8 protein-coding genes are annotated in these 15,071 nt (G+C 48.0%); all 8 read left to right on the top strand.

Annotation, left to right across the window (positions count from 1 at the left end):
• Nucleotides 1-819 precede the first annotated feature (819 nt).
• Complete coding sequence (locus D6024_RS25010) at nucleotides 820-3,924, top strand: SusC/RagA family TonB-linked outer membrane protein (RefSeq protein WP_121357562.1); 3,105 nt, start codon at nucleotides 820-822, stop codon at nucleotides 3,922-3,924.
• Between the two features lie 19 nt (nucleotides 3,925-3,943).
• Nucleotides 3,944-5,782 carry a RagB/SusD family nutrient uptake outer membrane protein gene (locus D6024_RS25005; protein WP_121357593.1) on the top strand — a complete coding sequence of 613 codons (1,839 nt, stop codon included), beginning with the start codon at nucleotides 3,944-3,946 and terminating at the stop codon, nucleotides 5,780-5,782.
• A gap of 60 nt (nucleotides 5,783-5,842) precedes the next feature.
• Nucleotides 5,843-8,830 carry a SusC/RagA family TonB-linked outer membrane protein gene (locus tag D6024_RS25000; RefSeq protein ID WP_121357561.1) on the top strand — a complete coding sequence of 996 codons (2,988 nt, stop codon included), beginning with the start codon at nucleotides 5,843-5,845 and terminating at the stop codon, nucleotides 8,828-8,830.
• A 30-nt stretch (nucleotides 8,831-8,860) separates the two neighbouring features.
• Entirely contained in the window at nucleotides 8,861-10,645 is a 1,785-nt protein-coding gene (locus D6024_RS24995) for a RagB/SusD family nutrient uptake outer membrane protein (RefSeq protein ID WP_121357592.1), read from the top strand.
• A 33-nt stretch (nucleotides 10,646-10,678) separates the two neighbouring features.
• Complete coding sequence (locus D6024_RS24990; RefSeq protein WP_121357560.1) at nucleotides 10,679-11,713, top strand: DUF5627 domain-containing protein; 1,035 nt, start codon at nucleotides 10,679-10,681, stop codon at nucleotides 11,711-11,713.
• Between the two features lie 233 nt (nucleotides 11,714-11,946).
• The gene (locus D6024_RS24985; protein WP_121357559.1) at nucleotides 11,947-13,266 is read left to right on the top strand and encodes a glycosyl hydrolase family 8; all 1,320 of its coding nucleotides are present in this window, start codon (nucleotides 11,947-11,949) and stop codon (nucleotides 13,264-13,266) included.
• A 20-nt stretch (nucleotides 13,267-13,286) separates the two neighbouring features.
• Nucleotides 13,287-14,672: a family 43 glycosylhydrolase gene (locus tag D6024_RS24980; RefSeq protein WP_121357591.1), complete on the top strand. Its 1,386-nt coding sequence runs from the start codon at nucleotides 13,287-13,289 to the stop codon at nucleotides 14,670-14,672.
• Between the two features lie 277 nt (nucleotides 14,673-14,949).
• A partial coding sequence (locus tag D6024_RS27475; protein ID WP_317125278.1) for a transaldolase family protein occupies nucleotides 14,950-15,071 on the top strand: 122 nt, incomplete at its 3' end.

Below are 15,071 nucleotides of genomic sequence, written 5' to 3'. Positions count from 1 at the left end.
GTCACGTTGACTAGAAATAAAAGAGATGCTTGAGGAACTGCTCCCCAAAGCTGCTGCATTTCCGGTCTTACCGGGTATACAGGTTATGTGTTTTGGAAATGAATAGCAATGATTGATTCAGTGCATGGGAATCGTCCCCCGCATCCACATCAGCTATCAAATATAATTAATCTTGGAAAAAACGTCTGTTTGACGATTAAAATTTCTGAAGCTAGACATTTGTTCCATAAGTTTCAACAAATCAACCCGCTTTCATCTCCCTGGGCGATTAGCTTTGGAACACTTCCAGAAGCACGGGTGAATGCCTGCTTTCGGGAAAGAGAGATTGGCTTGCGGAAAATCCGGAAAGACATAAAGGCCGGTCGACGATGACCGGACCCGTGATTGCACGAGAAATGTTTAAGATACACCTTATGAGATTTAGACGACTTCGACGAAAATAGACAACAGGTTAGGTCTATTGCCCGGCTGCCAGGAAGGCAGGCGGGAGAAGAAAACGGCGGAACTCGGAATGAGGGAGGTGAAAAAGGGGTAAAAGAGGTTTACGGATGATTTTGGCCTGATACGCACATCAATACCAGATTGCTCATAGTTATTTTTTAAACCCCAATTAAACGTAAAGACTGCTGTATGAAAAAAGTTACCTGATTGCTGGCACCTGTAAAAGTGGAGAATGCACCGGCTTTCTCCACTGAATTTTCGAGAGATACAACTTGCTCATGCCTGAGTAAATTCCTATCACTTTATCTAGACTAAGAAATGAAAAAAATTAAACGAGGTCCGTCGTTTGACGGGTTCCGCCTGACTGTAAACTGTCTAATGATGGCAACGTTTGCCATCCCGCTTTTTTGCTTTTGCCCGGTACATTCTTTTGCGGGCACCGGCGGTAAGGGCAAATTCGCCTACGCTTTAACCGTAACCGGAAAAATCGTGGACGACAAAGGAACACCACTTGGCGGGGCAACTGTTACAGAAAAAGGAACAAAAAATTCAACACTGACAAAGAGCGATGGTTCCTTTACGCTAACTGTTTCAAAAAACAAGGCTGTGTTGGTGATTTCCTTTGTTGGTTATACGCAGCAGGAAGTGACCGTCAATGAAGGACAAAGCGATATTTTCATTCACTTGGCGCCGTCGCAGCTGTCCATGGACAGCATCGTTGTTGTGGGGTATGGACGGCAGCGGAAGCAAAGTGTGGTAGGAGCCATTACGCAAACAACCGGCGCAGTGCTGCAAAGAGCAGGCGGCGTGTCCACCATAGGCGGCGCACTAACCGGCAATGTGCCCGGTGTGATCACGGTACAGGGGTCCGGTACTCCCGGAGCCGAAGACCCCACCATATATATAAGAGGCCAGAGTACCATGAACGGCAGCAACCCGCTGATATTGGTTGATGGCATTGAACGTCCGATGAGTGGGGTGGACGTCGGTTCGGTTGAAAGCATATCCGTATTAAAAGATGCATCCGCGACAGCCGTTTTTGGGGTAAAAGGTGCCAACGGTGTCATTCTCATTACAACAAAAAGAGGTGTGGAAGGAAAGGCAAACATCAACGTTACCGCCAACACAACCGTGAAGATCCCTTCCCGCATTCCGCAGAAGTACGATTCATACGACGCTCTGAAAATCAGAAACTGGGCCATTGAACGGGAACTGGCGCTGAACCCTTCTTCCTGGGCCGATTACACGCCTTATGCTTTACTGGATAAATACCGCCACCCGGCAAATCAACAGGAGGCGGAACAATACCCCAATATTGACTGGCAGGATGAGACGGTGAAGGATTTTGCCACCTCGAATAACCTGAACGTGAACATCTCCGGCGGTTCATCATTTGTCAAATACTATACAGCCTTGGATCTACTTCACGAAGGCGACATCATGAAAGTGCCGGACAATGGTAAGGGCTATAAACCCGGATTTTACTACAACCGGTTGAATGTCCGGGCCAACCTTGATTTCAAATTAACCAGCACCACCACATTGGCAGCTAACCTTTCAGGGCTTAGCGGCAATAAGCAGGATACCTGGAACGGTTTTGAATACACCTGGTATCAGTCCATTTATGCCCTTGCTCCCGATATTTTTTATCCACGGTACAGTGATGGCTCCTGGGGCTATTATCCCAATGATCCGGTAAGAGGCACTAACACCCTTCAGGTACTTGCCAATAGCGGTGTCAGAAATACAAAAACCACACAGATCAACAGCGATTTTACCTTGACCCAAGATTTGGGCATGCTTATGAAGAACCTCAGTGTAAAGGGCACTTTTGCGATGGATAACACCTTCGTTACACAAGGTGGCATTTTTGATGATGGCAGTGCCATTCTCAAATACGTTGACCGTGATGGCCGGGTAACGTACAAAAACACTGCGGGAACGAACCAATTTGACTATGTATTGCCATTATGGTCTACAAGACCCGATGCTATGCAAAATCCTTCGACCTATAGAAGGAAGTTTTACCAGGCGCAAGTGAACCATTCCGCACGGTTCGGTAAGCACAACCTCACCGAAATGGGGCTGGTTCAACGCGAAGAATATGCAAGAGGAAGCGAGTTTCCTCACTACCGAGAAGACTGGGTTTTCAGAGCGACATACAATTATGCCAACCGGTATTTTGCTGAGTTCAATGGTGCTTACAATGGTTCCGAGATGTTTTCGCCGGAGTACAGGTTTGGATTTTTCCCTTCTGCGGCCGCAGGCTGGACGGTGACGAATGAGAAATTTATGCGGAATATTTCCTGGTTAACAAATCTGAAAATCCGTGGCTCATACGGACTTGTAGGAGACGACAGGCCGGCCACCAACTTCCGTTGGTTGTACCAAACACAATGGTCCTCTGGCGGACAGACGCGTCTTGGCGACCAGGCCTATATCACCAGCCCTTATGTATGGTACAAGGAGTTTTCCATTGGAAACCCCGACCTGCACTGGGAAACGGCGACAAAAGCAAACTTTGGCGTTGACTATTCCCTGTTGAATGGGCTTGTGGAAGGTAGTTTTGATTTGTTCCAGGATTACCGCTACGATATTTTATTACCCGGTAATCAGCGGGCTGTTCCTGCCTATTTTGGTAATACCCCGCCGGTTGCCAACCTGGGAAAGGTAAAAGTGAGAGGCTTTGAAGTTGAACTGAAGTTTAACAAGCGGTTCAATAAAAATTGGCGCCTGTGGTCCAACATGGCTGCTACCCACGCAAAGGATAAAATTCTTTTTGCCGATGATCCGCAATTGCTGGACGCTTATTTAAAGAGGCAGGATTACCAGATCGGTCAGTCAAGGTCGACACTCCGTGCAGGCTATTACAATACCTGGGATGAGGTTTATGGCAGCAGCAGGGTGAATCAATACGACATCCAAAAATTACCCGGGAATTTCAATTTGGTAGATTTCAACGGCGACGGCGTTATCGATGGCTATGATAATGTACCCTATGCCTATCCCTCAAGGCCACAGAATACCTACACGGGCACAATTGGCTTCGACTACAAACGGCTTTCTTTCTTTGTTCAGTTCTATGGCGTAAACAATGTTAGCCGGGAGTTGACGCAAGGCAGCTTTGATGGATCACTGAATGCGGTTTACAAGCAAGGCGATTATTGGACAATGGACAATCCCACTGCAGCCTCGCCGCTGCCGCGATGGAAATCATTGAATTATAGCAGAGGCGATTTCTACTACTTTGATGCCTCTTACGTTCGCTTAAAATCAGCCGAAATCGCCTATTCTTTCAATCCTGAATGGCTAAGGAAAAGAGGCATTCAATCCATGCGGGTTTATCTCAATGGCAACAACCTGTTTCTCTGGAGTAAAATGCCGGATGACCGTGAAGCCAATATCGGCGGCGCCGGCTATTCTGGCCAGGGTGCTTACCCAACGCTTCGCCGTATCAATTTAGGTCTGAACCTTAGTCTATAAACGATAAATGAACAAGAGCATGAAATCTTATAAGAAAATAATTTTCTCTGCAGGTTTGCTTTTCCTTGTATTGGGAATGGTGTCCTGTAAGAAATACCTGGACAAATCACCTGAAGCCAGCATTTCGGAGCAGGATGTATTTATCAACTTCCGGAATTTCCAGGGCTTTACCGAAGAATTGTATTCCTGTATTCCGGATATGTCGAAAGCCACCTGGAACAATGAATGGAATTTCGGCGACGACGTCCTGTCAACCTCTGTTGCAAACTACCGGTTGAATATGGAGTTCGACAACGGAAACTATTGGGCCTGGAACAACGGCGGCGGCGGTTGGGCAAACAGCTGGCTGGATGGTGCCGGCCCACAGACAAACCCCAACGAAGCGCACGGCAAAGGTCTGTGGCCGCTGGCCTGGTATGCCATTCGCAAAGCCAATGTCGGTTTGGCCAACCTGGATAAGTTGGTGGATGCCACACAGGAAGAAAAGGACATCGTTAAAGGACAGCTCTTGTTTTTCCGTGGCTTTTTCTATTTCGAATTAATGAGTTTCTGGGGTGGCCTACCATATATAGACAAGGTGCTGCCATCCAATGAGCCTTTGACCCTGCCACGGTTGAGTTATAGGGAAACGGCCTTGCGTGCTGCAAAAGATCTGGAAGATGCTGCAGCTTTGTTGCCGGCTAACTGGGACAATACAACTGTAGGAGCTGCAACAAAGGGTAACAACAACCAACGTATCACCAAGTCGGTTGCTCTCGGTTTTAAAGGGAAAGACCTGCTTTACGCAGCCAGCCCGATGATGAACCAGGAAGCTACCGGCAATGCGACCTATGATGCGGAGTTGTGCAAGCAGGCAGCCGATGCATTTTACAGAACACTGAAGCTCTCCGATGATGGATCAGCCATTTACAAATTGCTTCCTTTCACCAACTACAGCGAAAACTGGTACACCATTTCCTCCGGTCAAAACAAAGTTCCTGGCTATCCCGAGACGCTTTTGGCTCCGCCGGTTTACACAAACTGGGAATCCCGTTGGTCGTTGGTCAACATGTTTATTCCACCGCAACTGGGTGGCGAGGCTGCCATTTCATCACCTGCAGCCAACTACGTAAATTATTTTGGCATGGCCAATGGTCTTCCGCTTGATGACCCTAACTCGGGCTACAACATTGCCGATCCATGGTCTAATCGCGACCCGCGTTTTTACAAGTGTATCACGTACGATGGTCAGCAAATGATCCAGGGAAGTGCGCCTGCCAATAAAGAACCTTACCGTTTTGCCAATCTTTACAATGGAGGAAACCTGCGCCGGGACAATGATGCAAGCCGCACCGGCTATCTGCTTCGCAAATTTGTTACCAACAAATGCAACGATGTTGACAACGAATGGAACAACATCAGTATCATTATTCCTTACCTGCGCCTTGCCGATGTTTACCTGATGTATGCCGAAGCCGTGTTGAACGGATACGGTACGCCACAAAGCAGCCACAATGGTTATCTGACGGCAGAACAGGCTGTGAACAAAGTGCGGGAGAGGGCCGGTGTTTCGAATGTTGATGCAAAATTTACGTCCTCAAAAGAGGCCTTTATGGGTGAACTGATCCGGGAAAGAGCAGTGGAACTTGCCTTCGAAGGTCTTCGCTGGCACGACCTGCGCAGATGGAATCTTGCCGGTGAGAAAAAATACAAGGAGAAAACAGCGGTCGATTTTGATCGCGGTGCAAATGGCAAACCCGTCAACCTGCGGGAAAGAGTGGTGATAACACGGGTATTTGAAAAAAAGCACAACTGGCTTCCCCTGCCACTCAGCCAGGTAAATCTCTACCCATCTTTCGGGCAAAATCCGGGATGGTAACGGCTAAACACACTGTTATTCAGCAACGAAGAAAAGGTCACATTATTTAAAATCAAACGAATGAACTATATCAAAATAGGGGTGGCTTTTTGTGGACTATTCTCTTGCCTGTCGGGCAATGTGAATGCACAAAATGCCAGCAGCCACAATTTCACTTCAACCGTATACAACAATCAGGGGCTGCCGGTTTCCGGCGCCCTGGTAGCCAACAGCGAAGGCAAGGCTGTAGCCACAACCGATGTGACGGGGCAATTCACCGTAACCGTGCCCGATAAAACGCTCCTGGTCATTGCAGCAAACGGTTTCCAGCCGCAACGTGTTAGGGTTGACACCGTGCCGGAAAAAATCACGCTTTTACAAGCGGCAACAAATCCCGTTGATGTTGTTTATAAAAAAGTCCAGAAGCAGGATTTGCCCGGTGCCATCAGCGTATTGAACCCGGAGACATACATCGATCAGGATTATAACCTTACCGTGGAAGGGGGGATGAACGGCAGGGTTGCCGGCTTGCTGTGGAGCAACAACATCTGGGGAATGGAAAATGCCATCGTAATGATCGATGGTGTTCGCCGGGATTTCAGCGACATCACGTTGAACGAAGTGGACCAGATCACTGTTTTGAAAGGCGTGAACGCAGTGGCACTTTATGGCAGCCAGGCGGCTAAAGGCGTAATTTTGATTACTTCCAAAAGAGGCGATGCCAACAGCCGTAAGATTGGTGTCAGGGTGAACTCCGGCGTTGCTTTGCCCAAAGCACTGCCGCAATACCTTGGTTCGGCGGAATACATGACGCTTTACAACGAAGCCCGCCGCAACGATGGCCTTGCCGAGTTGTATGACGCGGCTACCATTCAAAATTACCGCACCGGTAACTCCTATCGCTTTCCCAGCGTGGACTACTACTCTTCAGAATACCTGAAAAAGTTCCAGACTGCAACAGATGCCAATGCAGAATTTTCCGGCGGGAATAACATTGCCCGCTTTTATTCCAACATTGGTTGGGCAAACAGTTCAACGCTGTTGAATGCCGGCGAAGGAAAAAACGAAGGAGACAACCGTTTTCATGTAAGGGGCAACATCGACCTTAAACTGAATGACTACATCAGCAGTTCCATTTCCTTGTCAACTGTTTTTAACGACAGCCGCCGGGGTCGGACCAACTATTGGAGCAATGCCGCTACGTTGCTGCCAAACCGATTCACGCCACTGATTCCGTTAAGCATGATCGCACCGGGCAGCACAACGGCCCAGGCTTATATTAAAGCCAGCCGTAACATCATTGACGGTCAGTACCTGTTGGGCGGCACACAGCAGTTCCCCACAAACCCGCTTGCCGATTTGTATGTTGGCGGGTACGATAAATTCATCCGCCGCTCCTTCCAAGTCACCGACGGGATTGATTTCAACCTGAAAAATCTTTTGCAGGGTTTGTCTTTCCACACCTTGTTCAATCTTGATTATAACAATTCGTACATACAGTCGACACCGAACACGTATGCAACGTATGCTCCTACATGGAGTGCGACGGCTGACTCCGTAAACGGGCTTGCAAAATTTGGAGCCGATCTGCGTCCGGGCACACAAAATATCAGTGGTACAACGCAATTGCAGAACATTGGGCTTTCCGCCTGGCTGAATTACGAGAAATCGTTGAACGAAACACATAATTTTTCAGCAACATTGCTGGGTTTTGGTTCAACTATCAAAACCAACGATGTTTACCAGGCAACCTCCAATGCCCACCTGGGATTACAGCTTAATTACAACTACAAACATAAGTACTGGGTTGATTTCAGCAGCGCTTATGTGAACTCTACGAAATTGCCCGACGGCAACCGGACGGCGTTTTCGCCAACCGTAAGCCTAGGATGGTTGTTAAGCTCCGAGAGCTTCCTGGCCCAATCGAAGGTTGTGGACTACCTGAAGCTGTCTGCTTCTGCAGGCATCCTGAACACTGACCTTGATATCAGCGGTTTTTATCTGTACGATAACGTTTTCAACAGAGGAACCACTTTTACCTGGAATGACGGTGTGCAGGCCGGTAACCAAACTACATTTTCCAACTTCACCGGTAATCCCGCCCTGGCCTTTCCTAAAAGAAAAGAGCTGAATGCAAGCCTTGAAGGCGCTTTCTTCAACAACCTGCTGACACTGCAGACAACCTTTTTTGTCAACCGGATGGATGGGCTTCTGACACAACAGTTTTCACGTTACCCGGGCTACATGAGTTCTTTCATCCCCTACACCAACTACAATGCAAACAAACGCTCGGGTTTTGACCTGATGTTGAACGTAAACAAAAAAGTTGGTGCTGTGGGTTTGAACCTGGGCTTGAATGCCACGTATGCTGATTCGAAAGTTGTAAAGCGTGACGAACTGTTTGCAGATGCTTATCAAAACAGGACCGGCCGGCCGGTTGATGCCATCTTTGGGCTCCGGAGCAATGGCTTTTTCGCCGACCAGGCCGATATAGACAGAAGCGCAAAACAACTCTTTGGCGAAGTGAAGCCCGGCGACATTAAGTATGTCGATCAAAACGGTGACAATCTCATTGACCAGCGTGATGAAATTATGATCGGCCGTTTCATTGCACCTTTTGCCTATGGCATCACCTTTGGCGCATCGTATAAGAACTTCAATCTTTTTGTATTGGGCACCGGAAACAATGGCGGTACGGGCTTGAAGAACAATGATTACTACTGGGCTTTTGGTGATAAAAAATACGCTGAGGTTGTAAGAGACAGGTGGACTCCGACAACAAAGGAAATGGCTAAATTTCCCCGCCTCAGTTCTCAGCAGAACAACAACGATTTCCGCAATTCGGATTTTTGGACGTACAAAACAAATCGTTTCAACCTGCAAAAGGTTCAACTGACGTACAATCTGTCGGGCAACATTCTGCGCAAAACATTTTTCAAAGATCTGGGAATGTATGTGGCCGGCGCTAACCTGATCACCTTTTCAAAAAACCGTGAAATACTGAATCTGAATATCAGCACTGCGCCGCAGTTCAGGAGTTATACGGTTGGTGTCAGGGCCAGATTTTAAAAGCATATCACAAACGTTTAAATCATGACGATGAAAAAAAATATATTGGTATTGGTTGTGCTGGCCGTCTTTTTTGCGGGTTGCAAAAAGGAGCTGCTTACGCCACTTGACGACAACCACCTTACACCGGAAGATGTTGCCGGCAATCCTTTGTTTGCTGAAGGACTCCTGATGAATGCCTACACAAGGCTTCCGACTAACAGCTACTCGTTTAATGAAGTGGCCACCGACGATGCCGTAACAAATGATAAGGCAAACAACTATCTTTTTATGGCAACGGGAGCCTGGTCGGCTTTCAACAACCCGGTGGACCAATGGAACAACTCCTTTACGGCCATCATGTACATCAACCGTTTTCTCCAACAGGTAGATACCCTCAATTGGTCGCCGTTGAGCAAGAATCGCAGGACAATGTTTCAGGACCGTTTGAAAGGAGAGGCTTTTGCTTTGAGAGGAATGTTTTACTTAAATCTGCTGCAGGCACATGCAGGGGTAACGGCAAGCGGGCAACTGTTGGGTGTTCCCATTATTACGGAAGCCCTCGATGCGTCGTCCGACTTCAAACGGCCCCGCAATTCATTTGACGATTGCATGAAACAGATCTACAGCGATCTGGCCGAAGCAGAGAAATATTTGCCGCTGGATTATGCGAATATTTCCAACGCTTCGCAAATGCCCTCCCGGTATAGTGGCATGGCTTTACCTGACGCCGCTGCCGCTGCTGCAGCTGTAACGGATTACAACAGTGTTTTTGGTTCTGTTGACAGGCAACGCGTTTCAAGCCGGATTGTAAAGGGCATCAGGGCAAAAGCAGCTTTGCTGGCAGCCTCTCCAGCTTACAACCCGCAAGGAACGTTTACCAAATGGGAAGATGCAGCCAATTATGCCGGTGATGTGTTGAGCCTTATTGGCGGTGTTAGCGGATTGGATCCTAAGGGTGCTTTGTTTTATACCGCAAGCAATGTGAATTCGATCAACCTTGCCAACAACGTTGACCAAAAAGAAATGTTGTGGAGAGGTAGCAATCAAACAAGTAGCAACAACATGGAGATCGCAAACTTTCCGCCAACACTGTTTGGCAACGGAAGGGTTAATCCAACACAAAATTTGGTTGATGCATTTCCGATGGCGAATGGTTATCCGATAACAGATCCCGCCAGTGGTTATGTTGCAACCGATCCTTATGCGGGTCGTGATCCGCGGTTGAAAAACTACATCCTGGTGAACGGTGGAACAATGTCAAGCAAAACCATCTGGACCAAAATTGACAATCCAACCAGCGATGCGGTTAACTTTCTTCCCACCTCAACAAGAACCGGCTATTACCTGCGCAAGTTGTTGCGGGAAGATGTGAATGCAAATCCCACATCAAGCTCGGCGCAAAAGCACTATCCTGTACACATCCGCTATACCGAGATCTTCCTGATCTATGCCGAAGCGGCCAACGAAGCATGGGGACCCGATGGTACCGGCACGCAAGGCTACTCTGCCCGCGATGTGATTGCCGCCATTCGGAAGAGAGCCGGGATTGCACAACCAGACAGCTATCTTGCCTCTATCAGCAGCCAGGAAGGTATGCGCCAGTTGATCCGCAACGAAAGAAGACTCGAGTTGAGCTTTGAAGGTTTCCGCTTCTGGGACCTGCGCCGATGGAAAGAAAGACTGACGGAGCCTGCCAGGGGAGTCATCATTAACAACAACACCTACACGGTAATGCCGGTTGAAAACAGGCAGTATGCCGATTTCATGTACTATGGTCCAATCCCTTACGGTGAAGCGTTGAAAGCAAACCTCCAGCAAAATAAAGGGTGGTAACGCCAATCTTTAAATCTAATCAAACACAGAAAAATGAAAAGAACACTTTTGATAGCCTCCGTTTTACTTACAGTGCTAACCGCCTGTAACAAGGACTGGGAGTTTCCGGACTATAAATACACCACGGTTTATTTCCCGTACCAGTCGCCGGTAAGAACGCTGGTGCTGGGCGAGGATATTTACGACAATACACTGGACAACCAGCACAAATTTCTCATCATGGCGACCATGGGTGGTGTGTATGAAAACAAGAAAAACATCACGCTGAATTTAGAGGTTGACGAAGCACTTGGCCAGCATCTCAAATTTGAGACACCCTCCGGCGACAGTGTCTTTGTCCTGCCCTCCAATTATTATACACTGCCTAAGGATAAGCAGATCGTGATTCCTTCCGGCAAACTGATGGGTGGTATAGAAGTGCAATTGACCGATGCATTCTTTCAGGATCCCCGGTCCATTAAAAACACCTTTGTGATCCCGTTACGGATCGCTTCCGTAACAGGTGCCGACTCGGTACTCCGTGGTAGAACTGAATTGGCCTCGCCTGATCGCCGCAAGCCGGGTGACTGGGTGATTGCACCTAAAGACTTTACCCTGTATGCCATTAAATACATCAATCCTTACCATGGTTCGTATTTGCGCAGAGGTGTTGATGTGGTAACAGGTGCGGGTGGAAACACGGCGCTTGATACCAATTTTATCTACCACGCTCCGTATGTAGAGAAGGATCAGGTGGTCAGTCTGGCGACGAGAGCCCTCGACGAAAACTCCGTTACTTTAACCACCAGGAACAAGGGCAGTAATCTTGACGTACCCTTTCAACTGGTCCTGAAGTTTGATAACCAGGGCAAGGTAACTGTTTCGAACCCGGCTACTGCCACTTACACCATCACCGGTAATGGTGAGTTTGTGAAGAAGGGTGACATGTGGGGAAATCAACAACGCGATGTGCTGCACCTGAAATACCAGGTTAATTTTGGAACGACAGTACACACCATCACCGACACCATCGTGATTCGGGACAGAGGTGTGAAAATGGAAACGTTCAATCCGGTCGTTGTTAACTAACCGAAGTGTTCAAAGTTGAGTTTCATCATTTCTTATAATCTCCATCCTCTGCAGGTGCTCACGAATGCACTTGTAGAGGATTTTATCTGACCACTGATTTTTTAAACGGACCGAAAATGATAAAGTAGGAGGAAATACCATTTGGATAAGTGTGAAATCAGACTTGGAGAAGAACGTTACAGCAGTTTGCAATCCTGATTTTAAAACAAATCAACCAGAAGTTGACACCAATAATGCTACATAGAAACCCTCGCCATACAACCGTTAATCACTGTTTTACGTTCAGCTTTTTGCTGCTGCTTTTCAGTGCTTCATTTGTTCCTTATCAAACCTTTAGTCAAAGCAAAAAGCAGCCGAAAAAGGCAGCAGCTCAACCTGCATTTTACACTGGCACGTACCGCAATCTTTTTCGTGAAGCCGGCTACAGCCAGGCAGCAATTGATGAGAAAGTTACCAAGGCTTACCACGATATTTTCGAAGGACCCAACCGCGTTTATTTCGAAGTGGGTGATTCGATGGGTTATGTATCGGATATCAAGAATCATGATGCCCGCACCGAAGGGCTTTCGTACGGCATGATGATCGCCGTGCAATTGAACAAAAAAGATGTGTTTGACCGCATCTGGCGCTGGTCGAAAAAATACCTGCAGCACCAGGAAGGACCCAGGGAAGCCTATTTTGCCTGGAGCATCAATTCGCAAACGCTAAAGAAGAATTCCGAAGGCTCGGCGTCCGATGGAGAGTTGTATTTTGTCACCAGTCTCTTATTTGCTGCCAACCGCTGGGGCAATAACACCGGCATTGATTATTACGGCGAGGCCAGAAGAATACTGGACGCCATGTGGAAAAAAGACGGCACCGGCGGCATCAAAAATCTCTTTAACACGGAACACAAACAAATCACCTTTGTCCCCGAAGGCGACATGTACAACTGGACCGATCCGTCCTACCATCTGCCGGCGTTTATGGAGGTGTGGGCCCTGTACGCAAAGGATGGACACGAACAGTTTTACCGTGACTGCGCCGATACCTCCCGTGCCTTTCTGCACCGGGCCTGTCACCCGGTAACAGGACTCAATGCGGATTACATGGAGTTCAGCGGAGTTCCTCATCCTGCCCCCTGGATGCCGGTTGGTTTTCGCTACGACTCCTGGCGGGTGCCCATGAACATCGCCATGGATTACAACTGGTTTGGAAAAGACAGGCGGTGGCAGGAAGACTATGCGAACCGCTTTCAACGTTTTCTTCGCTCAAAAGGCATCAACAGCTTTGACGACCAGTTCAACCTCGATGGCTCCCGGCCCGAATTCATTCTTCAGGCCGGCAGTGTGAAAAAGCTCAGGCATTCACTGGGCCTGGTTGCTACCGCTGCTGCCACTTCGCTTATAAAGGGGGACAAGAACAGCCTTGACTTTGTCCGTGCACTCTGGGAGGCCAGGCTGGAACCGTATGAAGATGGCTACTTCGATCCGTACTACGATGGCTTGCTGTACATATTCAGCCTGCTGCATCTCAGTGGGAAATACCAGGTCATCCAACCATCAACAAATTAATCATGAACCGGGTGCATAAAATGAAAAGGCTTATCAATCTATTTACACCAGGAACGAAACGCAGCATCCATCGACTCGCTTTGCTTAGTGCATTCATCGGTGGCACCGCAACAGGTGCGTTTGCCCAAAATCCGTTTATTCAAACGCAATACACCGCCGATCCGTCGGCGAGGGTGTTTGGTGACCGGGTGTATGTTTATCCTTCCCATGATATTCTTGCCACTCCGGGCAAAGGAAGGGTGGGTTGGTTTTGCATGGAAGATTACCATGTGTTTTCGTCTGCAAATCTGACCGACTGGACAGATCATGGAGTGATCGTTCAGCAGAACAAGGTGCCCTGGGTGAAACCGGATAGCTACAGCATGTGGGCACCGGATTGCATTGAGCGGAATGGGAAATATTATTTCTATTTTCCCACCTCGCCGAAGGATACCACTACATACAGTCGCGGCTTTGCCATTGGTGTTGCCATAGCCGATAAACCAACCGGCCCTTTTGTTCCGCAGCCAACACCCATCAAAAACGTTCACGGCATCGATCCCAATGTTTTTATTGATAAAGACGGACAAGCTTATCTCTATTGGTCAGCCGGAAACATTTACGGTGCCAGGCTGAAAGAGAATATGCTGGAACTGGCATCCGATCCGGTCATTCTGCAGGAACTGCCAACAAAAGGATTGAAAGAAGGGCCTTACCTCTTTGAACGGAACGGCCTTTATTACCTGACCTATCCGCATGTGGCGAACAAAACCGAACGACTGGAATATGCAACAAGCAACAACCCCTTAGGCCCTTTCAAAGTGACCGGTGTGATCATGGACGAATCGCCGACAGGTTGCTGGACCAATCACCATTCTGTCATTCAATTCAAAAATCAGTGGTACTTGTTTTATCATCACAATGATCTGTCTCCGCAGTTTGACAAGGCCCGCTCTGTCAGGGTTGACAGTTTGTTTTTCAATGAAGACGGTACCATCAGAAAGGTCATTCCGACTTTAAGAGGCGTCGGCTTAACGAACGCAACGCAAAACATACAGATCGACCGGTTCAGCCGGACCAGTGACCAGGGCGTGTCAATCGCCTTCCTCGATACGCTCAACAAGTTCCAGGGATGGAAAACTGTATTTAATGCGGCGGATGCCTGGCTGCAATACAATAGCGTGGATTTTGGAAAGAAGCCTGCCAGGTTTGTTTCGGCGAGAGCGGCATCACCTTCCGGTGGCGTCTTGCAAATACGCACCGATGGCCTCAAAGGGCCGGTTATCGCAGAGGTGAAGGTGCCTGCAGGGAAGGACTGGAAAGTGATAAAGGCACCTGTTCAAAAGCTCGGTCCAGGCGTTCACCACCTGTTCATTGTGTCGAAAGGGAAGGATCCGGTTGAAGCTGACTGGATACGTTTTGAATAATCTGTGTACTATAAACCAACTGGTAGAAATAGTGAAAAGTAGAAATCTCTCATATAGCAGTATCAATCATCCGTCCGCTGTGTCTACAGCGGACTCTTTTCTTTTCTGTTTCTATCAAAGATGTTGCAATTTTTGCCGAATCGTCAACCATAAACCTGTGGATATGATAAACGACCGGATCGTTGCGTTCTTTCTTTGTTGCTCCGTTCTTAAAGAGGAAAAGCCAATTGTTCCAGGTTGCATTTAATTCATCACTTCAAAATACATACATTATCGCATGAAATTTTTTATTGATACGGCGAACCTTTTGCAGATCCGTGAAGCGGCCCGGCTGGGCATACTGGATGGTGTGACCACCAATCCTTCGCTGATGGCCAAAGAGGGCATCAGGGGAAGTGA

It is taken from the genome of Flavisolibacter nicotianae (assembly GCF_003628535.1).
GTDB lineage: Bacteria > Bacteroidota > Bacteroidia > Chitinophagales > Chitinophagaceae > Flavisolibacter > Flavisolibacter nicotianae.
This window is presented reverse-complemented; position numbering and strand designations above follow the sequence as displayed.

What these genes read in the sequence shown, in the direction of transcription:
- D6024_RS25010 (WP_121357562.1), top strand. Translation starts at nt 820, where the DNA reads ATGATGGCAACGTTTGCCATCCCGCTTTTTTGCTTTTGCCCGGTACAT.
- D6024_RS25005 (WP_121357593.1), top strand. Translation starts at nt 3,944, where the DNA reads ATGAAATCTTATAAGAAAATAATTTTCTCTGCAGGTTTGCTTTTCCTT.
- D6024_RS25000 (WP_121357561.1), top strand. Translation starts at nt 5,843, where the DNA reads ATGAACTATATCAAAATAGGGGTGGCTTTTTGTGGACTATTCTCTTGC.
- D6024_RS24995 (WP_121357592.1), top strand. Translation starts at nt 8,861, where the DNA reads ATGAAAAAAAATATATTGGTATTGGTTGTGCTGGCCGTCTTTTTTGCG.
- D6024_RS24990 (WP_121357560.1), top strand. Translation starts at nt 10,679, where the DNA reads ATGAAAAGAACACTTTTGATAGCCTCCGTTTTACTTACAGTGCTAACC.
- D6024_RS24985 (WP_121357559.1), top strand. Translation starts at nt 11,947, where the DNA reads ATGCTACATAGAAACCCTCGCCATACAACCGTTAATCACTGTTTTACG.
- D6024_RS24980 (WP_121357591.1), top strand. Translation starts at nt 13,287, where the DNA reads ATGAAAAGGCTTATCAATCTATTTACACCAGGAACGAAACGCAGCATC.